The 21559-nt window shown below is 43.3% G+C and carries 23 protein-coding genes and 1 pseudogene; 15 read left to right on the top strand and 9 right to left on the bottom strand.

What is annotated here, in order from left to right; genetic code table 11:
- Positions 1-176: 176 nt before the first annotated feature.
- Together I3X05_RS23855 and I3X05_RS23850 are read left to right on the top strand one after the other, a co-directional pair.
- Positions 177-317 carry a transposase family protein gene (locus tag I3X05_RS23855; RefSeq protein WP_086715061.1) on the top strand — a complete coding sequence of 47 codons (141 nt, stop codon included), beginning with the start codon at positions 177-179 and terminating at the stop codon, positions 315-317.
- A gap of 54 nt (positions 318-371) precedes the next feature.
- Complete coding sequence (locus tag I3X05_RS23850; RefSeq protein WP_425304504.1) at positions 372-629, top strand: hypothetical protein; 258 nt, start codon at positions 372-374, stop codon at positions 627-629.
- Positions 630-1185: 556 nt separating this feature from the next.
- On the opposite strand, the gene I3X05_RS18350 is transcribed toward I3X05_RS23850, so the two are convergent.
- The 3 genes from I3X05_RS18350 to I3X05_RS18340 all read right to left on the bottom strand — a co-directional run bounded on the left by I3X05_RS18350 (position 1186) and on the right by I3X05_RS18340 (position 4264).
- Positions 1186-1791, bottom strand: a complete 606-nt coding sequence (locus I3X05_RS18350; RefSeq protein WP_045570405.1) for a hypothetical protein — start codon at positions 1789-1791, stop codon at positions 1186-1188.
- Between the two features lies 1 nt (position 1792).
- Positions 1793-3208, bottom strand: a complete 1416-nt coding sequence (locus I3X05_RS18345; protein WP_045570404.1) for an AAA family ATPase — start codon at positions 3206-3208, stop codon at positions 1793-1795.
- Positions 3209-3697: 489 nt separating this feature from the next.
- A complete protein-coding gene (locus tag I3X05_RS18340; RefSeq protein WP_045570403.1) occupies positions 3698-4264 on the bottom strand; it encodes a helix-turn-helix domain-containing protein in 567 nt (188 codons plus the stop codon).
- 89 nt (positions 4265-4353) lie between these two features.
- On the opposite strand from I3X05_RS18340, the gene I3X05_RS18335 reads away from it, so the two are divergent.
- The 10 genes from I3X05_RS18335 (at position 4354) to I3X05_RS18290 (ending at position 12847) form a co-directional block, all read left to right on the top strand.
- Positions 4354-5544 (top strand): benzoate/H(+) symporter BenE family transporter, encoded by a 1191-nt coding sequence (locus I3X05_RS18335; protein WP_045570402.1) that lies wholly within the window; start codon positions 4354-4356, stop codon positions 5542-5544.
- Between the two features lie 280 nt (positions 5545-5824).
- Complete coding sequence (atpD, locus tag I3X05_RS18330; RefSeq protein ID WP_045570401.1) at positions 5825-7306, top strand: F0F1 ATP synthase subunit beta; 1482 nt, start codon at positions 5825-5827, stop codon at positions 7304-7306.
- Complete coding sequence (locus I3X05_RS18325; RefSeq protein WP_197541314.1) at positions 7287-7685, top strand: F0F1 ATP synthase subunit epsilon; 399 nt, start codon at positions 7287-7289, stop codon at positions 7683-7685. Before atpD ends, I3X05_RS18325 begins: the two co-directional genes overlap by 20 nt.
- Positions 7685-8059, top strand: coding sequence for an AtpZ/AtpI family protein (locus I3X05_RS18320; RefSeq protein WP_045570400.1), 375 nt, complete (start codon positions 7685-7687; stop codon positions 8057-8059). Before I3X05_RS18325 ends, I3X05_RS18320 begins: the two co-directional genes overlap by 1 nt.
- Positions 8043-8405, top strand: a complete 363-nt coding sequence (locus I3X05_RS18315) for an ATP synthase subunit I (protein ID WP_045570399.1) — start codon at positions 8043-8045, stop codon at positions 8403-8405. The genes I3X05_RS18320 and I3X05_RS18315 overlap by 17 nt, the downstream gene beginning before the upstream one ends.
- Entirely contained in the window at positions 8396-9094 is a 699-nt protein-coding gene (locus I3X05_RS18310) for a F0F1 ATP synthase subunit A (RefSeq protein ID WP_045570398.1), read from the top strand. Before I3X05_RS18315 ends, I3X05_RS18310 begins: the two co-directional genes overlap by 10 nt.
- A gap of 81 nt (positions 9095-9175) precedes the next feature.
- Positions 9176-9466 carry a F0F1 ATP synthase subunit C gene (locus I3X05_RS18305; RefSeq protein ID WP_045570397.1) on the top strand — a complete coding sequence of 97 codons (291 nt, stop codon included), beginning with the start codon at positions 9176-9178 and terminating at the stop codon, positions 9464-9466.
- 3 nt (positions 9467-9469) lie between these two features.
- Positions 9470-10252: a F0F1 ATP synthase subunit delta gene (locus I3X05_RS18300; RefSeq protein WP_045570396.1), complete on the top strand. Its 783-nt coding sequence runs from the start codon at positions 9470-9472 to the stop codon at positions 10250-10252.
- A complete protein-coding gene (locus I3X05_RS18295) occupies positions 10249-11880 on the top strand; it encodes an alternate F1F0 ATPase, F1 subunit alpha (RefSeq protein WP_045570395.1) in 1632 nt (543 codons plus the stop codon). The genes I3X05_RS18300 and I3X05_RS18295 overlap by 4 nt, the downstream gene beginning before the upstream one ends.
- A gap of 52 nt (positions 11881-11932) precedes the next feature.
- Positions 11933-12847: a F0F1 ATP synthase subunit gamma gene (locus I3X05_RS18290; RefSeq protein ID WP_045570394.1), complete on the top strand. Its 915-nt coding sequence runs from the start codon at positions 11933-11935 to the stop codon at positions 12845-12847.
- Between the two features lie 340 nt (positions 12848-13187).
- Here I3X05_RS18290 and I3X05_RS18285 read toward each other — a convergent pair whose 3' ends face one another.
- From I3X05_RS18285 to I3X05_RS18275, 3 genes are all read right to left on the bottom strand, one after another.
- Positions 13188-13391 carry a CsbD family protein gene (locus tag I3X05_RS18285; RefSeq protein ID WP_045570466.1) on the bottom strand — a complete coding sequence of 68 codons (204 nt, stop codon included), beginning with the start codon at positions 13389-13391 and terminating at the stop codon, positions 13188-13190.
- A 5-nt stretch (positions 13392-13396) separates the two neighbouring features.
- Complete coding sequence (locus I3X05_RS18280) at positions 13397-13660, bottom strand: hypothetical protein (protein WP_045570393.1); 264 nt, start codon at positions 13658-13660, stop codon at positions 13397-13399.
- A gap of 133 nt (positions 13661-13793) precedes the next feature.
- Positions 13794-14507, bottom strand: a complete 714-nt coding sequence (locus I3X05_RS18275) for a Crp/Fnr family transcriptional regulator (protein WP_045570392.1) — start codon at positions 14505-14507, stop codon at positions 13794-13796.
- 239 nt (positions 14508-14746) lie between these two features.
- On the opposite strand from I3X05_RS18275, the pseudogene I3X05_RS18270 reads away from it, so the two are divergent.
- The 3 genes and pseudogenes from I3X05_RS18270 to I3X05_RS18260 form a co-directional block, all read left to right on the top strand.
- Positions 14747-15007, top strand: a pseudogene (locus I3X05_RS18270) (IS66 family transposase); the annotation flags it as partial.
- Positions 15008-15299: 292 nt separating this feature from the next.
- On the top strand, positions 15300-15515 hold the full coding sequence (locus I3X05_RS18265; protein WP_045570391.1) for a hypothetical protein: 216 nt from the start codon (positions 15300-15302) through the stop codon (positions 15513-15515).
- Positions 15516-15613: 98 nt separating this feature from the next.
- On the top strand, positions 15614-15931 hold the full coding sequence (locus I3X05_RS18260) for a DUF1840 domain-containing protein (RefSeq protein WP_337971383.1): 318 nt from the start codon (positions 15614-15616) through the stop codon (positions 15929-15931).
- Positions 15932-16053: 122 nt separating this feature from the next.
- Here I3X05_RS18260 and nhaA read toward each other — a convergent pair whose 3' ends face one another.
- From nhaA to rnr, 3 genes are all read right to left on the bottom strand, one after another.
- Positions 16054-17397 (bottom strand): Na+/H+ antiporter NhaA, encoded by a 1344-nt coding sequence (gene nhaA / locus I3X05_RS18255; RefSeq protein WP_045570389.1) that lies wholly within the window; start codon positions 17395-17397, stop codon positions 16054-16056.
- A 245-nt stretch (positions 17398-17642) separates the two neighbouring features.
- On the bottom strand, positions 17643-18827 hold the full coding sequence (locus I3X05_RS18250) for a DUF1611 domain-containing protein (RefSeq protein WP_045570388.1): 1185 nt from the start codon (positions 18825-18827) through the stop codon (positions 17643-17645).
- Positions 18828-19126: 299 nt separating this feature from the next.
- Complete coding sequence (gene rnr / locus I3X05_RS18245; protein ID WP_193277899.1) at positions 19127-21355, bottom strand: ribonuclease R; 2229 nt, start codon at positions 21353-21355, stop codon at positions 19127-19129.
- Positions 21356-21559: the final 204 nt, after the last annotated feature.

Here is a 21559-nt window from a genome sequence, read left to right as displayed (position 1 = left end):
GGATAATTAGTAGGGCCAGGTCATGAAAAAACGTGGTGGAATAAGGCTTGAGTGAAGCAATCATTTCACTCATTTCTACTGTAGTTTCATAATAAAAACAATGAGTTGTGGATGGATTTGACGATCAGTTTTAGCTGTGATCATATACTGCTTTTTACAGTAACGTTGCCATCACCATGAACGGGTTGACCCTTTTGAACCATATTTCAGTTATCAGCGACCCGCGCCACACTTGGAAAGTTGAACATTCGCTAACCGATATCATTTTCGTAATGGTGACAGTGGTTCTTGCAGGCGCTGACGGGGGAAGATATTGAAGATTTTGGGAAAGGGTGTACCTGTTTAATGACACCATAGCTCGAGTGGTGAATATGATTTCGGCAATAAAGTTTCAGCGGTGTTTCTCTAATTGGATGAAAGATTGCCATGAAGTCACCAAAGGCGATGTTGTAGCGATTGGTGGCAAGACGATTCTTGGTACCTATAACAAAGATAAACGCTGCGGTTCTATCCATATGGTTACTGCATTCAGTGCTGCTAATCAGATCGTTCTGGGTCAAGTGAAAATGGCGGATAAAATCATGAGAGTGAGCACTGAAATTCGTCTGCTAAGTAAAGCGGGTAGGTGAATGAGCATAAACTCATGAAGAGACCGAGGTAAGCCCTTCAGAGTCTGCTGTCGGCGGAAACCATTTTCAAGTGACTGTCAAGCTAGGTTAGTGTTGGCTAGTTTATTTCCATATCCCTATTAGTATATGCGATACTAATAGTAACCCAACCAACGAGGAATTCGTGATCGCCCAGCAATCGGTTGAATTGCTGTAATTAATAACAAAAACAGATAGTTAAAAGCGAGCTTGGTGCTCGCTTTTTTTACTCGCTATGTTGGGTAGACCATTGCGAAGGATGTGCATGGCGACACACCGCTTACCCATTACATCGACTTCTGCAATTCATTTTTTGCCCTAAGTTAGTGGGGTTAGGGTTGGCTTGGTTGTGTCCCAAAATGCGCCACACCCTAAGTCAGAATTTATATAATCATTTAGCGTTTGAAGTACAAAGACAATAATTATTAAAAGACAAGGTCTGACCTCGTTTTTCTTATTTTTTGTTTGACAAGTACAAAGTGCCGATAGAGAAATTAATTTATTGCTATAGATTACGAACTACCACATTTAAAGCTTATTATATAGAATTGAAGCTTGCAGTAGCTTTCCCGCTTGCGTCAACTTCTAATGGATAAAACTTGAGAGCATCAGATTTGGGAAGGCTTTTTCGTTGAGCTACAGAACGAATAGGAGCTCGTACTGTCCGATCCGTTTTTTTATGGTAACAAACATATTTCGCAATATAGTTCTCTAATATGTCAAGTTCAGGATGTTCTAGCATGATGATACTCTTAATATAATCAAAAAATAGTTTGCTTGCTTGTAATTGTTTAAAGACAGCCTCACGCTTGGGAACTTCTGATTTTAAGTCTCCAAAGTAAACATAACAGATTGAACCTAATATACGAATAATTATGAAGTCACAACGTTTATTGTAGGTATAACCGTCATCTTTTGTATAGTCGTTAAGAAGTGGAGAGTATTTTGCAATATCTCCGCTACCTACATCAAACGTAAGGCAAATATCATTCTCACCAAGATCTTTTAAAATAACCTCTTTGAGCTTTGCAGATGGGTCAGTTTCTTTTATTTTTATACATCTATGTCCCCTTAATGATGGGGGGTCAAAATCTCTAAATGAGCATTCCTTAATTAGAATCTTTTGTAGACAAGATTTAGGCACATTATACTCCTAACTCATCATAAAGTTCTTCTTGAAGCTTATTTGCATTGATTATAATTTCGTCAAATATTTTAGTATCTATGCCAGAAGCCATCACATCCATTGGAGTCACTCGACCTTCCGAGTTAACGCTATAAGCACTAATTTGCTCTTTCTTTAAAAGATCTTCTTCAATCATGTTGTGTTGCGTCATAATTGAACTTTTGCTAGGTAGATCATGGCTTAGCATTACTGCGTTATTAATTTCTCGAATCAAATAATCGCTGTGTGTTGTAATAATTACTTTAATTCCAGAGTTTGCAATTCTCGCTAAAACTTTCGCCATCAACCTTTGGTTATCAGGATGTAAGTTGAGTTCTGGTTCGTCAATTAATAGGACATCACCTTTTTGAGCAAGTGAGTTAACATACAAATCAATCATGAATAGTGACTTGATTGAAGATGAAGTAATTGTTATTGGTAATTGATGACTGTTATCATTGGCTGAGAAAACTAAGTTACCTGACTCTACAGAAAATTTCCCTTTTACTATTTCTAGAAGAGCATCCGAAACATATTTGTGTTCAATAGCTAAATAACTTTTTTTCTTCAGTTCTTTTTCTGCATTTCGAACTGCAATTAGGTTTTTTCGAACAGGAACGGCTAAGTTGGCCCTATGTCCGAAAGTGAGACTTGATATTTCTCGTAAAACCCCCTCTACTTCGTGTGAGTCAGTTGCTTCCAAAAGCTCTTCGATCTTGTCTTTTATCGTTAAAGTTGTTCCATCTATATCCTTTTGAAACACTAGGCTACCAACACGCTCTGATGTAATAACAAAAGGTCTGAGTACGGATTCCATAACACCGATATTAATGCTAATAATATGGCGTAAAAGAATATTAACAATCGAAGTTATAGAAAGATCAGATCCCTCTCCTGTGTTATCTTCTACAATATCATCACTAATTAGGTAGAAATGCTCATCGCCTTCTTTAGTCATTAATCGTAATTTTTCACCCGATAAACCAATGTTATAACTCATTTCTAGAATGGCACTAATCATTTCATCAATATAGTCTTCTGAAACCTCTGATGTGATACTCGATGCCCTAAATGTGTCTGGGTAACTGTTGAAGGTTAAGTGAATTTTTTTATTACTCTTATTAATTAATTCGGCAACAAGAGCGTTTAAATACTCACGAAATTTAGCTGATTTAACACTAAACTCGGTGTCTCCTTCATTTAAGAAGGTTGAAGCAGAAGCAGAAGGGAAGTCCATAGGATCCCATCTTGGCTGACGTAAGCTAGTTAAATGATGATAAATAGAGTATGAAAGCCAAGTCTTTGAAGAACTATTAGGCCCACAAATGATAGTTAGATCTTTCAACTCTATGGTTGCTTTATCGATCTTACCCAATTTGTTGATATAAAATTCCATTGATACTCTCTAACTATCTAAGCTGAAATTGTTGCCATGATACATTACACAGCGTTAAGTGGCCAGGAATGCTACCTACCTGAACGTATTGTACTTTAAATACAAGACGATATTGAACCTAAAACGACAAACGTTGTGAGTCTTCTTTAAGTTTTAGTGTGTCGATGTTTTTAGTATCTTCTGCTTCACAACGCTCGCAAGTTGATCAATACCTTGTATGCCGAATAGCACGATATAACTGACCGTGCCTATCAATATTTTCCATATTTGAGTTAATTTTTCTTTTGCAAAAGTAATAGAACCGCTGAATCACTTCTGTCCAAACAGAAGCGATACTAATCGCCGCCCAACCAACGAAGAATTCGCGATTGTCCGGCAATCGGTTGAGCTACTGTAATCTTATCGAGTTTAACATCAGGGAAAGAGATGCGAGTCCGGAGCTCGCTTTTTCTCTAGTTGAGCGGGACATCTGCTCAATGCGGTTGCGGCTTATACCTTTCTTCCTGAGTAGTGAATAATGTCGTGGAACACGGCATTCGTCTCTCCTATGTTTTTGTAGCCATGAGCTTGGTTGGCATTAAAGCGCACCGCTTGCCCCGGGCGCAATGTGTGCCATTCGCCATCAAACAGGACCGCCATTTCGCCAGCAATACATAGAATGTGCTCGGTCACACCAAGATTGTGCGGTTCAGACTCGTGCTGATAGCTGGGCGCTAAGGTGAGCTCGAATACCTCAAACCCCAGCGCTGGCTCAAACGGAAACAACAAGCTGACAAAGAAGCCAGCATTGTATTCCTCGCGCCTTAGCTCGTTTGCATCTCTGAAAAGATTGGTGAGTTCATGGTTCGAACTCATGGAGATAAAACTGGAAAACGACACATCAAATCCTGAGGCGATCTGCCACAGTTTCGCGACGGTCGGGCTCGATTCACCGCGTTCTATTTGCCCAAGCATGGCTTTACTTACGCCAGTTGCTTGCGCGGCTTTATCTAAACTCCAACCTTTTTCTTGCCGAAGGCGTTTTAAGTTATCGCCGACTTTGATTTCTGTTTGCATATTTTTTCAACAAACTCCTTGTGCGTTATAGCGCACAAATGCTAGATTAAATTGCATGGACGTTATAACGCACATTGGGGTGAATTAACATGACTAAGCTAAAACTTTCTCACATCAGCACCGGCTTTATCGCCGTTTTTATTGGCTACGCAAGTGCAGCCGCGATAATTTTTCAAGCCGCAAGCAGTGCTGGCGGGAATGAAGCGCAAATTGCTTCTTGGTTTTGGGCGCTGGGGATAGGTATGGGAGCCAGCACGATTTTGCTCTCATGGTTCTACAAGATGCCAATCGTCACCGCGTGGTCCACACCGGGCGCGGCATTGTTAATCACCTCCCTTGACGGGTTGACCATGAATCAGGCCATCGCCGCGTTTTTGTTCAGTTCTCTACTGATTACCTTAGTTGGCTTGGCCGGGATAGTTGAAAAAGTACTAAAGCAAATCCCAACCGCCATCGCAGCGGCGATGTTGGCCGGAATATTATTGCAATTTGGTTTGGGCTTGTTTGAAGCGCTCGTGGAAGAAGGACAAGTTGTCTTGGTGATGTTAGCGATGTTTATTGTGGCAAGAACTTGGCTAGGAAACTTACTGGTCCCGAGTATTTTTCTCGTCGCGCTGGGGCTCTGTGTCGCGATGGGAAAACTCGATGTCAGTGAGGTCACGATGGGGTTGACCACGCCGACCTTCATAGCTCCGGATTTTGATTTCTTCTCGTTGGTCAGTGTTGGAATACCCTTGTTTATTGTCACCATGGCCTCGCAAAACTTGCCGGGATTTGCAGTATTGAAAGCCAATGGTTACCAAGTCGATTCCTCCAAAATCATCACAACGACAGGTTTGGCCGGGCTGTTATTGGCTCCGTTTGGTGGTTTTGCTTTTAATTTGGCCGCCATCACAGGCGCAATTTGTATGGGGCCAAATGCGGATGAAAACCCGAAAACACGTTATATGGCGGGGATTTCGATGGGCGTATTTTATCTTTTAGCGGGCATTATGGGCATGTCATTTGTTTCCATTTTTAGCGCCGTCCCAGCCGCCGTGGTGATTGCGATTGCAGGGCTAGCGGTGATGCCCACCTTAATGAACTGCTTATCGGTATCGATGGCAGACAGCCACTGCCGAGAGCCTGCACTGTTTACGTTTCTGTTCACCGCTTCTGGCATTAATTTACTGGGGATAGGCAGCGCTTTCTGGGGAGTATGTCTGGGGCTGATTTGCTACTGGCTATACAATTACAAAGCCAGCATGACTAGGGCAAGTGACACGTCATCGACCCAGTAGTTTTTACTGTTAAGTGCATGCGCATCACAAATTTGCGTCATACCTGATGCGCAGAAAATTTTGCTGACCGAGATACCTTGGTTTACGAGGGAATGAATATCGGATCTGCTGTTACGCTAAAAATCAAAACACTGACACTTAGCCACCCATACATCTCAAATCCTAATGTTCGCTAGCGTACAGTCCATGAGTATAACAACCGATACAATAACTCACACCCTAGCGAGCAGTTTACTGGATGGCCTCAGACTCAATCTATTTATTAACAAAAGGCTTTAGGATGACGGGACACAAAGATACAGATGTTGAACACCTCGGTACGATAGTTTCAGTCCACGGCAGTGTGATTGAGATGCGCTTCGAGCACCAATTACCACCGATACTCAACTTGCTGCGAACAGGGAAAAACGACCAAATAGCGATCGAAGTGCTTTCGCACACCGATGCATTTCATGTTAGGGGTATTGCTCTCACTCCGACTCAAGGGCTTGAACGTGGAAATCCAGTAAAAGATACGGGGGGACCACTGAAAGCACCGGTGGGTAAGCCAATTTTATCGCGTATGTTTGATGTTTTCGGTCACACTACAGACCAAGGTCCTGGCTTAACAGAGAATGTGCAATGGCGCTCAGTTCACAATGCGCCCCCAACTTTGTTACGTCGCTCAACCCACTCAAAAATTTTTGAGACTGGCATTAAAGCTATCGATGTACTAACTCCACTGGAACGCGGAGGTAAAGCGGGTTTATTCGGTGGTGCTGGCGTGGGTAAGACGGTACTGCTGACCGAAATGATCCACAACACGGTCAGCGACCAAAAAGGCGTCAGTATTTTTTGCGGTATTGGCGAACGCTCACGTGAAGGTGAAGAGCTGTATCGTGAAATGGAGGCCGCAGGCGTGTTGCCAAACATGGTGATGATCTTTGCACAGATGAACGAACCGCCCGGTGCTCGATTTCGTGTCGGGCATGCGGCGCTAACCATGGCTGAGTATTTCCGTGATGAAGAGCATCGCGATATTTTGCTGCTGATCGACAACATATTTCGCTTTATTCAAGCGGGTGCCGAAGTGTCAGGATTGATGGGACAAATGCCGTCTCGATTGGGGTATCAGCCAACCATGAGTTCTGAGCTGGCAACGCTGGAAGAGCGTATTGCTAATACTGAAAATGGCTCTATCACGTCTCTGCAAGCGGTTTATGTCCCTGCGGATGACTTCACTGACCCTGCCGCAGTGCATACTTTTTCGCATCTCTCCGCGTCTATCGTATTGTCACGAAAACGTGCTAGTGAGGGCCTATTTCCAGCGATTGATCCTATGCAATCAAACTCAAAAATGGTGACGCCCAGCATTGTCGGGCTGTATCACTATGACCTAGCCCAATCCATTCGTCGTACCTTAGCGCAATATGCCGATTTGAAAGACATCATTGCTATGCTCGGATTAGAGCAATTATCTGCCGAAGACCGAAAAATTGTTGCTCGTGCGCGTCGGTTAGAACGTTTTCTTACCCAACCTTTTTTCACCACCGAACCCTTTACCAACCTAAGCGGTAAAATGGTCAGTCTCAAAGATGCATTAGACGGCTGTGAACGCATTTTAGCTGACGAATTCAAAGACATGCCTGAAAGTGCGTTGTATATGATCGGTGCGATCAGTGAAGCCAAAACGAAAGCAAAATCCCGCGCTAGCAAAAATTCAAGCACTGAATCAAAAGAACCACCAAAAAATGAGGCGAATTATGACGTTAATGACGCTTAAGGTGCTATTGCCCTTTGACATATTCGCCAGTGAAACCAATGTCTCTCGCATTGTTATTGAGACCATCACCGGTTCCTTCGGCTTATTGCCATCACGTTTAGATTGCGTGGCCGCTTTAGCTCCCGGTCTTCTCTACTTCGTTGATAAAGCGCAGCAAGAAGTGTTTGTGGCATTGGATGAAGGTGTACTGATCAAAACCAAATGTGACGTGGTGATTTCGGTACGGCGAGCAATACGCAGTCAAGACTTAGCTCACTTGCAGGAAGCGATTAAACAGCAATTCCTCACACAAGATGTCGAAGAAGTCGCATTAAGTGCTGCCATGGACAAATTGGAAATGGGCTTCATGCGACGATTTGCATTACTAAATGAGTCCTAATGATGAAAAAAGGCCATAAGAATACTCCTCCAAACTCCAGCTATGACGACGCTAAGCTAGTGCAGAAATTAGCTGAAAAAGTATGGCGTAGGCGTAAGGCGCGCAGCAGCACATTAGGCGTCTGGTTCGGACTTGGAATGATGGGCCTGATTGGTTGGTCAATTGCAGTACCAACGATACTCGGGGCAGTCCTTGGTTTATGGCTCGATCAGCATTACCCCAGCCATTACACCTGGGCTTTGGCACTTATCATAGCAGGACTGACTATCGGCTGTTTGAACGCTTGGCATTGGATCGCTCTCGAAAACCAGTCGATGCACGATGATCAGAAAGAAGAAGAGGAGAAGGAAAAGGATAATGACTCTACTCAATAATCTCAGCTGGTTACTCAGTAATATCGTCGCTTTGATCGCAGGAATGGGACTTGGCGTGATATTTTTCGCCAGCCTCTGGTGGTCGGTGAAGCGCTGCACTCAATCAACGACGCCCCTACGCTGGTTCATCAGCAGCTTCATTGCACGCACTGTTTTTGTTTTGGCTGGTTTTTATCTCATCGGTGCCGGACAGCTACTGAAGTTCGGAATGTGTTTATTGGGGTTCATACTGGCTCGTGTCATTATCCTGCGTAGCAACGGCTCATCCATCAAGCTCAAAACACCTATCGCCACACGCTACAAATCAGCAAGAATTAATGCACGAGGTAAACCTCCATGCGCCTAACACCGGACTCTTGGATATTCTGGCAGTACGGCTTCTTTACCCTGAATGCAACCATACTGTTCACTTGGATATTAATGGCGCTACTGACATTGTGTGCGGCGTTGATTACTCATCGTCTGACCACAAACCATCCGCATTCAGGCTGGCAGAACTTATTAGAAATCGTGGTGACGGCTATCATCAGTCAAATCAAGGATGTGGGCTTAAACAATCCAAGCCAGCACATTAGCTTCCTTGGTACTCTATTTCTGTTCATCGCAACCGCAACAATAGCGACGGTGATCCCGGGCTATGAACCACCTACAGCATCACTATCGACCACAGCAGCTCTGGCTTTATGTGTGCTGGTCGCTGTTCCGTGTTTTGGCATATCCAGTCAAGGGATAAAAGCGTACCTGAAATCTTACATGCAACCGACAGCCATCATGTTGCCATTTAACTTAATTAGCGAAGTGTCACGCACAATGGCATTGGCTGTGCGCCTTTTCGGCAATATGATGAGCGGCGCAATGATCATCGCGATTTTGCTTTCGATCACCCCCTTCATCTTTCCTATCGTCATGACTCTTTTAGGTCTACTGACTGGAATGGTACAAGCCTATATCTTTACTATTTTGGCTACGGTTTATATCGCAGCAGCCAGCAGCAGCACCGCTGACAAGCATACCGTAACCAAAGCTCCTTCCTAACCCAAAGCCCATTCCTAAACTAAATCAATCGCTCATATTTTTAACTCCATACACTAACCCAATAACACAGAGGTACCCACTATGGACGCTCTCACTTGGATCGCAATCGCTTCTATCATTATGGCCGGACTCACCACAGGCTTCGGTACTATGGGGCCTGCTCTTGCGGAAGGTCGAGCGGTTGCCGGGGCGCTAACTTCACTGGCTCAGCAGCCTGATGCTTCGGCCACCATCACCCGTACGTTATTTGTTGGCCTTGCGATGATCGAATCCACCGCTATTTATTGTTTTGTGGTGTCAATGATCCTCATCTTTGCCAACCCATTCTGGAATGCGGCACTGGCTGCGGCCAGTCAGGCATCAGGTCAATAAATCATGATCATTGATTGGGTAACCGTTGGCGCACAAGTGGTTAACTTTATTATTCTGGTGTGGTTGATGAAACGCTTTTTATATCGCCCAGTACTGAATGCGATTGCTGACCGAGAGAGTAAAATTGCAACGCAATTAGCCGATGCTGCCGCCACGAAGAAGAAAGCACACAAACAGCAAAGTGATTTCGAGGAAAAGAACAAAACCTTTGAACAGCAGAAAGACACCTTGTTAAAAAAAGCGACAGAAACAGCAGCCAAACAGGCAGAACAAATACGTAACGAGGCCATTCAAGCTGCGGATGAACTCAGTGCTGCGCGCCACAAAGCAATATTAGCTGAGACGGAGCAACTGCATGCGGATATCGCTCGGCAAATGCAACGCCAAGTGTTCGATATCACCCGCCGAGTGCTGAAAGATCTAGCGGACGCGAGTATCGAGCAACAAATAGGCGAAGCTTTCATTCAACGCTTAAAAAATATCGACAACACAACGCTGGCATCCTTTGCTTCATCGCTTATGGCCTGCAACGAACAAACACCCGCCCTGGTTCGCAGTACCTTCGAGCTTCCGAGTGAGTTACAAAGTCGTATTCGCTCTGTATTAGAAGAGCGTTTTGGACAAACTATTGCATTGACGTTTACAACCACGCCAGAGCTCATCAGTGGTATTGAACTGAGCACTCAAGAACAAAAACTGGCTTGGAGTATCGCCGATTACTTACAGAACGTATCTTTAAACCCATTGGGGAATTCTGATACACCGGATTCAAAGGCGACGATATGAATACCACCACAGCCCACAGAGCTGGCGTTAACTTGCAGAGCATTTTTGAAGAGGCATTAGCCAATATCAACCAACGTTTACAAACGTTCAAGCCGCAACTAATACCCAAAGAAGTGGGCAGCATCGCCAGTGTTTCAACGGGAATAGCTCGCGTGCACGGATTACAGAACACCAGCTCGGAGGAACACTTATTGTTTCCCGGAGGCCTTTCTGGCATTGCATTCAACCTTAATGAAGAGAGCATTGATGTTGTGCTGCTCGGTGATTATGCACATCTACAAGCCGGCGACGAAGTGCAACGTACTGGTCAAGTGATGAATGTGGCCGTCGGCAGCGCCTTACTAGGAAGAGTGATCAATCCACTCGGCAAACCGCTCGATGGCTTAGGACGAATAACCACCGATCAGAGCCTGCCAATTGAGCGTCCCGCCACGGCAATTATGGAGCGCGCTGCGGTCACTGAGCCCCTGCAAACGGGAATTAAAGTTATCGATGCTCTGATCCCAATTGGTCTTGGCCAGCGAGAATTGATCCTTGGCGATCGCCAAACGGGCAAAACCGCCATCGCCATTGATACCATTTGTAATCAGCGTGGTAAAAACGTGCTTTGCGTTTACTGCTCTATCGGCCAACGTGCATCAGCGGTTGCAAAAACCGTCGCCAAATTACGTGAAAAAGAGGCGATGGACTACTGCGTGGTGGTCGTGGCAGAAGGCAACGAAGCCCCTGGTCTGGCTTACATTGCGCCCTATGCAGCGACGAGTATTGCTGAATACTTCATGGAAAATGGGCAAGACGTACTCATCATCTACGACGATCTCACTCACCATGCGCGCGCCTATCGTGAGCTGTCGTTACTGCTGCGCCGCCCTCCGGGTCGAGAAGCTTTTCCCGGCGACATTTTTTATATCCATTCACGAATGTTAGAACGTGCCACTCACCTGAGTGATGAGCGCGGTGGCGGCTCAATGACCGCTATGCCGATCATCGAAACGGAGGCACAGAACATTTCTGCCTACATTCCGACTAACTTGATATCCATCACCGATGGGCAAATTGTGCTATCACCATCGTTATTCGAACTGGGAGTACTTCCAGCGATTGATGTTGCACAGTCTGTGTCACGCGTCGGTGGTAAAGCACAACGAGCCGTCTACCGAGCCGTTGCAGGAGACTTAAAACTGGCCTATGCACAATTTGAAGAACTGGAAACGTTCGCTCGCTTCGGTGCACGGCTCGACGAAGAGACTCAACGATCCATCGTCCACGGTAAACGCATCCGATCCTGCTTAGGGCAGGCCGAATTTTCCCCAGTTCCCATTACGGCGCAAATCGCCATTCTATTGGCCCTAAATGAAGATTTATTCGATAGCGTCCCTCTTGAACAGATGGTGGCTGCTCAGCAAGCCATCACCAATGCGGCGAATAACCTAACTGATGACCTTAGCCAACGCATTATCGCAGGTGATAAATTGACCGATGCCGATCGTAAAAGGCTCACTGATATTGCACGAAAAGCAATAGCCACTTTCCAACCAAAAACCGACAACACGGCTGCACAACAATCCCAAAAAGCAAACGAAGAACACAGCACAGACACTCATCCTAAGCACTCAACCAATACATAGGAAGCGTTATGAAAACCCAAATTCACGCACATCACCGTACCCACTTACGCTAATGGCCACAACCTTAACGGCACTGCGCCGTCAAATAGCGAGTGCGGGCGATCTCAAGTCGGTTGTAAGAACCATGAAAGTCTCAGCCGCCTCTGCCATTGGGCAGTATGAACGTTCTGTCGCCGCACTTGCCGATTACGCCAACACGGTCGAGCTCGGCCTCAGTGTTTGCCTGCGATCAGCTACCGTTGAGAATTCACCGGTGCCATTGTTGAAATTACAGCATGACATCGTGAGGCACATCGTGATCTTGGGTTCTGATCAGGGGCTGGTAGGCCGGTTCAATGAAAGCGTCGTGCAGCATGCCATCATCGAACTAACCAAAGAAAAGTCCACGTTAATAACAACCAAAGTGTGGGTCATTGGCGAACGCGCTCATGCTAGGCTTATCGATGCGGGGATTACCCCTGAGGGCTGTTTTTCACTGCCCAATTCCGTCGAGCGCATAACCCGACTTGTTGGTGAAATTCTGCTTAAGGTTGAACAGCCTGAAGGCACCAACATGGCTGAAACGCAGTCAACGGCGCTGATCCTGTTTTACAATCGCCCCGTTTGCTCTGGCTACCAACCCGTCAGTCAGCAGGTATTACCACTTGACGAAAACTGGCGAAGCGGGCTGACTCACCAAGCATGGCCCACCACTCAATTACCGGAAGTTTTGGGAAACAGCACGCAAACCTTGTGCGCATTTCTTCGTGAACACCTGTTTGTCTCGCTGTTTCGTGCGTGCGCAGAATCCTTGGCCTGCGAGAATGCCTGCCGCCTTGCAGCGATGCAACGAGCCGACCGAAACATCGGCGAATTATTAGAACAGCTGCAATCTCGATTTCATCAGTTACGTCAAAGCGGTATCGATGAGGAACTGTTTGACGTGATCTCAGGCTTTGATGCTTTGTCGGCCGATGACGTTCTCTGAACTCTGTTTTCTCGTTATTGCTTTTCTAAGTACGTTGTCGAACAGACCACCTCTGACCCCAAAGTTATGATCTCAGGCAGAAGAATCTCAGACCAGTGAAGGGCTGTGGTTTCGCGTCTAGACACTATTCTTGCCATGTTCAAAGGAAATGAATCTATGCGGAACAATTGCGTTAATCCCGAACCAATCACACCGCCAGAAGCGACCGATGACGTCGATGTTGGTAATCCTTCAGCCTTATCTAAATGGGGCCTTAGGTTATTTTGATTGCCTTAATAGATAAATGTAAAAAAATCGCTCCACATAAGCGGAGCGATTACTTATAAGTAAGAAAGCTTTATTAGGAATGAGAGTGGTCTATAAAATCCTTGACCTGTTTTTCTGCTTCAGCGAGGCTAATTGCATAGTGTTCCTGCACTAAACCCACTAATTTTTGCTCATGTCCTTCAGACTTAAGCCGCTCATCTTCAGTTAACTTTCCCCAAGCAATCTTGGCTGCACCGATCTGCTGTTGCCATTGACCTTTCACTTGATCTTTATTCAAAAGATTCACGATACTTTGACTTCATCTTTATTCGGCTTGGTTTTATCTACGGTCGCACCGGATGTCTCTTTACTCGATTTAGTCTCGTTAGGCTTAACATCTTTACATTGTTCATTTTTTTTGTGCTCCTCACCCAAATTGCCGCTAGCGTCCCGCTCATTAGGCTTAGAAGTTGCGATATTGGTCGTTTTCTTATCCTCAAATTTCTGACTATGTCCAGGCGCTTTATTTTGACTTTCAGAAGTATTTGAATTAATTGGCTTGTTCATGGTGACCTCTTTAGATTAACCGGAACACGCGAAATTGCGTTGAACCAGTAAAGTTACTATCTCACCTTAGCCAGTATGGGTCTGTACGTTGGAGCACTTAGCCTCAATAGCTGTCCAAAAAATGCGCTATAAATCATTTGGGATAATTAAGCAGACGATCAGTTTCTTTCTTGACAACGACGTAACATTCACAGCTCAAAGCCTCAAGTGCTTGCCGATCCAATACGGTAATGTGCCCACGGCTGTACTCAATAACGCCCTTGCGTTGCAATTTGCCAGCAGCCTCAGTAACTCCCTCACGGCGTACTCCCAGCATGTTAGCAATCAATTCTTGGGTCATAGTTAACTGATTGTTTTGCAAGCGATCTAGTGATAATAACAACCAGCGACAAAGTTGTTGATCAATAGAGTGGTGACGATTACAAACCGCTGTCTGTGCCATTTGTGTAAGTAATGCTTGTGTAAAACGCAGCATCAACACCATCATCTCACCGTGACGATTGAACTCCTCCTTGAAGAGACGTCCTTGGAGCCGATAGGCATAGCCAGCACTTTGCACAATGGCACGGCTTGGCGTACTCTCACCGCCCATAAATAGAGCAATACCAACCATTCCTTCATTTCCCACCACAGAGATCTCCGCAGAGGCACCACTTTCCATCACATACAACATAGAAATGATTGAATTGGTTGGAAAATAGACATGACGAAGAATATCTCCAGATTCATAAATCACCTGACCCAACAGCAGTGGCACCAGTTCAAGCTGAGGAAAAATTCGTTTCTGGACTTCATCAGAAAGCTGAGCGAGCAAGTGGTTATGTTGCGGCAGGGGTAATTCGAGCATAACAAGCGTCCTTTCCGAAATGACTCTATTCTTGCTATTGTATACCTCGGAAAACATCGCTACTACCAACTTTATAAATCGTTCCTTGGTCGTTAAACAAGATCATTGATCGCTCTTTAACTTCGTAGTGCCTGTGAACCGTTTCCTCCCAAGCCGTTTTTGAGGTGCTCCACAAGCTGGTTACGCTTATCCCAGCAAGTAGCAGGGCCGAAGTGCTTGCTATCGTCAAGAAAGAGCAGTTAAGCCACCCCAAAATGCCTCTCACCAACAACGAAGCGATGGTTGCCGCGGCTTCTATTCAACGGAAAATCAGTTACGGCACAACCTCGAATGCAGGAGACCAGTTCTGAGATAGGCTGGACTCGCTCGTAGAAACATGCAAAAAGAGGTCAATAACTTTGCGAGAGACTCTCACTCGTATAGTGACTACGGTAATGACACGACAGACATACCTAAATGTGCCCGATCTTAACGAAACCAGCTTTTACACCAATGCTTAGTCAATAGCCTGTTGGTGAGCGGCTACAATTTTTAGAGCGCTCTCCAAATTATACAGGAGCAAGACAATTCAGTTCGCCCTTAAAGAAATGTTCAAAAAAACACCCCACACGAATCATCAAAGTATGATAGTGTGTTGATCTCCTTCCTGCTTAGCAGGGACTACTTTTCTTTTCCGAACTCACCTCTCGGCATTCCTTAGTTGCCCCTTAAGCTTGATGAACCCAGCGATAAAGCAGATAGTCTCTAGACAATCTCTTTAAGTACATCAACTAATTTATAGTGAATGGATCAATGAATACTGACGAACATGATTTTTTTAATCTTTTGAGCGATATTATTTTACTCAAATTTTCCACATTAACAGCATGGGAAAAGAATTTTATTTCGGAGTTACACCACAAAGCCGTTACAAAACTACCTATATCAAGTAAACAAAAACAATGTGCTTTGAAAATTTTCACCAAATCTAAGAAAGCGAAAATCGCTAAATTTCCTATCAGAACATAACTAATGTTCTTTTGCCAGCTCATAATATGAATGATAGATAGGTATTATTTAATCCGTTACGTTTAATTTAACTTGGATAGAAAAGAAGAGGTTTGATTATGTTGGTGATTTTTAGCTGCAAAAATCATGCAAGCGTCATTATGTTTGGTGATATTGCCCAAGAAATGATAAGAATGATGGGCCACAGTGGAACAGTGCCAAGTGCTATTCTGTCACCAAATATTCCTGAGGCATTGGAAAAATTAAAAAGTGCTCTTGAAAATGAAAAAATCCAATACCTTAATAACATTGAAACACATGAAGAAGATGAAGACTCAGAGCAACCTGTTTCTATTTTTATTCGAGCCTATCCATTTCTTGAATTACTAAACTCAGCAGCAGAAGGAGAATGTGACGTTATGTGGGATACTCTGTAATTTAATGAAAAGTCAATAAATTGTGCGAATGCATTATTCATCATCTATTGTCATTTCTCATTTAATAGGTAGTAGATAAATATTTTCCATGTTATTTCATCATACTAGTCCATAGATGAACTTTAAGAAATTTTGCGTTTTTCTCTAGCAGAAAAATACCGCAAAAATATACAGCCAATCACAGCAGAAACGATAGACGCTAAGAATATACCCAATTTGGCTGCGTTAATTTGGCCAGAGTGATAAGCTAATTCTGCTATGAATAGTGCCATCGTAAAACCAATACCTGCCAACATTCCGCCACCTAAAACCATTCCCCAATTCAAATTTTCAGGAAGTATTGCTATCTTGAGCTGGACGGCTATCCAACTAAACAAAGTAATCCCTATGGGTTTACCACAAACAAATCCAAAAAAGACAGCAAGCGTAATTGAAGATGTTATATTCGCACCTTTGAGCGACACGCCCGCATTAGCAAAAGCAAACAGTGGTAAAACAATAAAACCCACCCAAGGATGAAGCAACATCTCTAAACGCTCGACTGGTGAAAGCGTTTCACGTGCTGCTGCGGCAGCGGTTCTTAATGTCTCACCTTCTATTTTATCGCCACTCCACTGCTTCATTGGGGAAGATGACACTATGGTATCCATAAGTATGGAAAGATGTTGTTTACTCATCCATTTATTTGTAGGGGTTAATAGACCAAGAGCCACGCCAGTAATCGTTGGATGTATGCCCGACATATCGATCACCAACCATATTGCTCCCCCGACAATAGAAAAGAGCACAATACTGCGAACCCCCAAAAAACCCATAACTCGAATAATAATAAAACCCACCAATGCATAAGTTATGGCCAACCCATCAATAGCATCTCCGTAACCAATAGCAACAACAAAGATAGCTCCTATATCATCCACAACCGCCATGGATAGCATGAATACACGCAAGCTGCTTGGGATACTTCGCCCTAAAAGTGCTAAACATCCAATCACAAATGCGGTATCCGTTGCCATGACCGTCCCCCAGCCGTGCTGTCCAGATTCACCAACTTGTATAAGCAAATATAAAAGAGGAGGCACCAACATTCCTCCAAGCGCAGCAGCAATGGAAAGAATAGCTAATTTTGGGCTACGAAGCTCGCCTAGCACTAACTCACGTTTAAGCTCCAAGGCAATGAGAAAGAAAAACAAGGTCATTCCAGCATCATTGATCCATTTGTGTAATGAGCGTTCAAACACGAAATCACCGACAGTAATCCCTACCGAGATTTGCCAAAATCGAGAAAATTCTTCACTTAACGGTGAATTAGCTAATAAAACAGCTAATAATGTTGAAACTAGCAGTGCGATACCAGCGGTAGATTCAATATGCATAAAGCGGTATATTGGTTGTGAAATCCAATCAATATACTCACTGGGTAATCTTGTCATATTATTTTGTGATATTTCGTTTCTTTTATTCATAGGTTGTCACCGTATGTTTAAATATTTCCTCATTGCCAGTATGGAAATTAGAAGTTCACTGTCGTACATAAAACCTTATATACAGATGACGACTAAATTTGGCTGTATATACTGAGAAATAAATTCAATTCTATAGATTATGCACTATAAAAAATAATAAGATTCGATGTGATAATCACACCGATCTTCTGGACACTCTCTGAAGCACATATCCACTAATTGATTTAATACCCACTGAAACGTACTTAGACAGTGATGGAATCTAAATCTAACTCTGGAAATATGTTAACAATCATTTCAATTAGATATTCATCAGAAACTGTAAATAGTTCCGCTACTGGACGGTGATATTTTTCTGTGTAATTTGAGATAACATCAGTGATCGATTGCTCATCTAATCCTTGGCTGTTCAACATGATGCCAATTACTGGAGCACCTGAAAACAGTTCTATTAACTCTATTTCGGAACCCAATTCAGGCATCAAGTATTGTTCACTACCGCTCAAGTATACCCTCGTCGGAGAATGCTGAAGGATTACAGCATGTGGCTGCGAGCCACGGATAATCGACGCGCTAGTACAAAAACAAGGATGACCTAATGCACCTTGTCCCTCAATCACAAAGACGTCAGGCCCTTCCTCTTCATAGGCTTCCACAATGATGGCTTCTAGCTCCCCAACACAATATTGTAAGGGTATGGCTTCAAGCGCGACACCGTATCGCGTACCTTGGATTAGCCCCGTCTGCCCTGTTGTAATCATTACGACATTTAAACCGTATCTTTCTAGTACTTTCGTCAACGCCAATGCGGTGGTTCGTTTACCAATAGCGCAATCTGTACCCATGACTAAAATTCGTGGGCAAAGCACTTTTTGGATACGGTTTGAAAATAGCTCAAGCTTATCTATTGGTCTTGGTTTAATCACATCAATAATGCGGACACGATTCTTTTTGGCCGCTTCGACAAACTCAGGATCATCCGTTAAAAATTCATGCAGGCCAATGATAATGTTCATTCCCAATCTCATTGCCGTGAGAATCAACTGTCTTTCGACGAGAGACAAACGTCCGCTTTCTGGTGAGAGGCCATAGATGAAGTAATCAGGTATCCAATCAGAAACCGCAATAGCTTGGCTTAGACTAGGACAAATGGGGATACCATTATCATGCCCGTAAAGGTAAGCACCGCTGTCTTGGCCAGCCTTTGTGCTATCAATGACGGATACGATCTTAAACCGATTTGATTCACGTACGAGGCCGTTGGTTGTTTTACCTCTGGATTCTCCAAAGAAACCTTCACAATATACGGTCGCTGTTTCTCTCTGAGATCTTAATAAACTTGGTTTAGGTAGCGCTTTACTTCTGGGTAAAGAATACAAGCTCTCAGATGTGATAAGTCTTGAACCGAGTTTGTTTGTTGATTGTGACATTTTTACCTAACTTAGTTAGGCTTAGAAGGGCAAAATGGAAGGATAATTAGTCCAGAGTCAACACCGTGTCCCACTAAGCTGTGGGGTTTTCAAAGTCCACACTATCACTACTCGTTAAAGTTAGATACTCAAGATTGGTTAATTTTTAATCAATTTTAATTTCAACGCCGTCACTTTTCTGTTGAACTAGGCTTACATACTTCTTCATCAGTGACTGATCTGCGCCTATATTTTTCAGTACATTGTTTTGATTCATCGATGAACAACATAATACGTAGTTGATTTAACGATCTCTCTATTTATTCTGTTAAGTTAAATATTATTCTTCGTTGCTTAGAATCGATGTCTTTCACGATAATTTTTACTTTATTACCTAGCGTGAACGTTTTTTTTGGGCTAGAGATCTTTTGTCTGATAGCATCGAATTCAAAATCGCCATTTTGAAAACTAGATAAGGGTATTAGGCCCTCAACTCGGTTTTCCTCCAGTTCTACAAAAACGCCAAAGTGTGTAACACCAGAAACACTCCCGATAAAGGTTTGTCCAATAAATGGCTTCATATAGTGGCATTTCAATGCTGATTCCACCTCACGGCTTACTTCATCAGCTTGACGAGCCTGATTCGAGCAGTGAATACTTAGCTGTTCTATCTCTTTTACGTCGTAAGGGTAGTTTTGCGCAACGCCTGTGAGCTTGCGTATAGATCTGAGCTTAATGAATAGACTACGTAACTTACCAATATTTTGTTCACGAAGCTTAGCACGGATGGCTCGGTGAACAAGTAAGTCAGGGTAACGACGAATTGGAGAAGTAAAGTGTGCATAAGCGTCATATGCTAAACCAAAGTGCCCCATGTTTTTAGGAGAGTATTCAGCTTGGCTTTGAGAGCGCAGTAGTAAAGTGCGGATTATTTTATACTCATCCACATCTCGAGCTTGATCTAATAGCGAGTTGTAGTCGTGAGACGTTGGTTTATCGCCACCAGCTAACGTTAGCCCTTTATCTGCGAGTAACATTCTTAATGAAGTCAGCTTTTTCATCTGAGGCCCAGAATGTACACGGTATAGACTTGGTATCTTATTTAGTCCTAAAAATTGCGCAGTAGCAACATTTGCGCACAACATAAACTCTTCGATCATTCGGTGAGCATCATTTCGAATAACAGGAACGATTGAAGCAATTTTCTTGTTGTTGTTTAACTTAAAAGCGAGTTCTTCTGTGTCAAAGTCAATCGCTCCGCGAATTTTACGCTGATAAGATAAACTCAAATATAAGCGATGAAGATTCACCAGATGCTGAGCGATGTTACTTTTAGCATTGCTGTTTTGGTATTTTATTTTCGCCGAAGGCTGCGTAACAATGCGGTTCGCTTCCTCGTATGTCAATCGAGCATGAGAGTGGATGATGCCTTCAGAAAACTCTGAATTTAGCATTAGACCTTCGCTATCAAAGGTCATCTCACATACCATCACGAGCCTGTCTTCATTAGGATTAAGCGAACATAAACCATTTGATAACGACTCTGGTAACATCGGCACAACACATCCAGGGAAGTAAATAGACGTTGCACGTGACTGGGCTTCAAGATCTAAATGATCGTTTGGCTGAACATAATGAGATACGTCTGCAATGGCAACAAATAGCTTCCACTGACCATTGTCCATCGGATATCCATAAACAGCATCATCAAAGTCTTTTGCATCGTCACCATCAATGGTAACAAAAGGTAAATCTCGATAGTCCACCCGCGACGTCTTATCTTTTTCTTCTACCCGAGTACCAAATACAGACGCAGCATCAAGTACTTCTTTATCCCATTTGTCATTGATTTCATAACGACGCAAGGCTAATTTTACTTCTATGCCTGCTTCTCCCTGACGCCCCAATACTTCTATAACTTCAACAGCGGTAGACTGTCTATGGTCAGGATAAGCATTGACTTTACAATGGACGAGCTTACCGACATTTTTAGCAATCAATTCATTTGGAGTGACAAAAATGGTTTGAGTGAGTTTCGAGTTTTCTGGCAATAGATAGAATTTGGAGCCTTGTCTTTTTAGCAAACCGGTTATATGAGTTGTTTTGCGTTCCACAATTTTGATGAACCGATGGTTGGAACGGCCTTGTTGCAGCGAATAGCTTTTCAAAACCATTACGATGTCACCATCGAATACATGACTCAGTTGATGTTTGGGTAAGAATAGGTCTTTCTCACTGTCGTCGTAGGCTAGAAAACCAAAGCCGTCTGCATGGATACTGATCTTGCCAGTAACTAAAGCCGCTTGATCAACTTTCTTGTAGCCTTTTCTTCGATTGAAAATAAGCTGACCATCACGTTCCATTGCTCTTAAGCGTTTTTTTAAAGCATCTTTCTCGGGTTCTTCATTCAAACCTGATGAATCAGAAATTTGTTCATAGCTTAAGTAGTTTTTAACTTTGTCGAATAGGCTAAGAATAAAATCTCTGCTAGGAATTACATTGTTATATTTAGTGTAATTTAGTGATTGAGCGGATATATTTAATTTCATTTATTTTTCTCTTTATTCGCCAATCGCTTTTTATATAAACCTATTTATATGACAAAGCACTAGACGAAATGATGCATTATTGAATAATGTTATTTATTATGTGGGTGTTTATTAAAATTTTGCCAAAGATATATACTGAAATTACTTATTAGATAGGTCTACTTGCGTTGCAAAGTGAGGTAAATCTCGACTTTTAAGTAACTT

Source organism: Vibrio navarrensis (assembly GCF_015767675.1).
Taxonomy (GTDB): Bacteria; Pseudomonadota; Gammaproteobacteria; order Enterobacterales; family Vibrionaceae; genus Vibrio.
The sequence above is the reverse complement of the archived record's forward strand: the minus strand, read 5'-3'. Positions and strand labels throughout refer to the sequence as shown.

Excerpts from the sequence above, each read along its gene's own strand:
- I3X05_RS23855 (WP_086715061.1), top strand. The coding sequence starts at position 177 with ATGAACGGGTTGACCCTTTTGAACCATATTTCAGTTATCAGCGACCCG.
- I3X05_RS23850 (WP_425304504.1), top strand. The coding sequence starts at position 372 with ATGATTTCGGCAATAAAGTTTCAGCGGTGTTTCTCTAATTGGATGAAA.
- I3X05_RS18345 (WP_045570404.1), bottom strand. The coding sequence starts at position 3,208 with ATGGAATTTTATATCAACAAATTGGGTAAGATCGATAAAGCAACCATA.
- I3X05_RS18340 (WP_045570403.1), bottom strand. The coding sequence starts at position 4,264 with ATGCAAACAGAAATCAAAGTCGGCGATAACTTAAAACGCCTTCGGCAA.
- I3X05_RS18335 (WP_045570402.1), top strand. The coding sequence starts at position 4,354 with ATGACTAAGCTAAAACTTTCTCACATCAGCACCGGCTTTATCGCCGTT.
- atpD (WP_045570401.1), top strand. The coding sequence starts at position 5,825 with ATGACGGGACACAAAGATACAGATGTTGAACACCTCGGTACGATAGTT.
- I3X05_RS18325 (WP_197541314.1), top strand. The coding sequence starts at position 7,287 with ATGACGTTAATGACGCTTAAGGTGCTATTGCCCTTTGACATATTCGCC.
- I3X05_RS18320 (WP_045570400.1), top strand. The coding sequence starts at position 7,685 with ATGATGAAAAAAGGCCATAAGAATACTCCTCCAAACTCCAGCTATGAC.
- I3X05_RS18315 (WP_045570399.1), top strand. The coding sequence starts at position 8,043 with ATGACTCTACTCAATAATCTCAGCTGGTTACTCAGTAATATCGTCGCT.
- I3X05_RS18310 (WP_045570398.1), top strand. The coding sequence starts at position 8,396 with ATGCGCCTAACACCGGACTCTTGGATATTCTGGCAGTACGGCTTCTTT.
- I3X05_RS18305 (WP_045570397.1), top strand. The coding sequence starts at position 9,176 with ATGGACGCTCTCACTTGGATCGCAATCGCTTCTATCATTATGGCCGGA.
- I3X05_RS18300 (WP_045570396.1), top strand. The coding sequence starts at position 9,470 with ATGATCATTGATTGGGTAACCGTTGGCGCACAAGTGGTTAACTTTATT.
- I3X05_RS18295 (WP_045570395.1), top strand. The coding sequence starts at position 10,249 with ATGAATACCACCACAGCCCACAGAGCTGGCGTTAACTTGCAGAGCATT.
- I3X05_RS18290 (WP_045570394.1), top strand. The coding sequence starts at position 11,933 with ATGGCCACAACCTTAACGGCACTGCGCCGTCAAATAGCGAGTGCGGGC.
- I3X05_RS18280 (WP_045570393.1), bottom strand. The coding sequence starts at position 13,660 with ATGAACAAGCCAATTAATTCAAATACTTCTGAAAGTCAAAATAAAGCG.
- I3X05_RS18275 (WP_045570392.1), bottom strand. The coding sequence starts at position 14,507 with ATGCTCGAATTACCCCTGCCGCAACATAACCACTTGCTCGCTCAGCTT.
- I3X05_RS18265 (WP_045570391.1), top strand. The coding sequence starts at position 15,300 with ATGAATACTGACGAACATGATTTTTTTAATCTTTTGAGCGATATTATT.
- I3X05_RS18260 (WP_337971383.1), top strand. The coding sequence starts at position 15,614 with ATGTTGGTGATTTTTAGCTGCAAAAATCATGCAAGCGTCATTATGTTT.
- nhaA (WP_045570389.1), bottom strand. The coding sequence starts at position 17,397 with ATGAATAAAAGAAACGAAATATCACAAAATAATATGACAAGATTACCC.
- I3X05_RS18250 (WP_045570388.1), bottom strand. The coding sequence starts at position 18,827 with ATGTCACAATCAACAAACAAACTCGGTTCAAGACTTATCACATCTGAG.
- rnr (WP_193277899.1), bottom strand. The coding sequence starts at position 21,355 with ATGAAATTAAATATATCCGCTCAATCACTAAATTACACTAAATATAAC.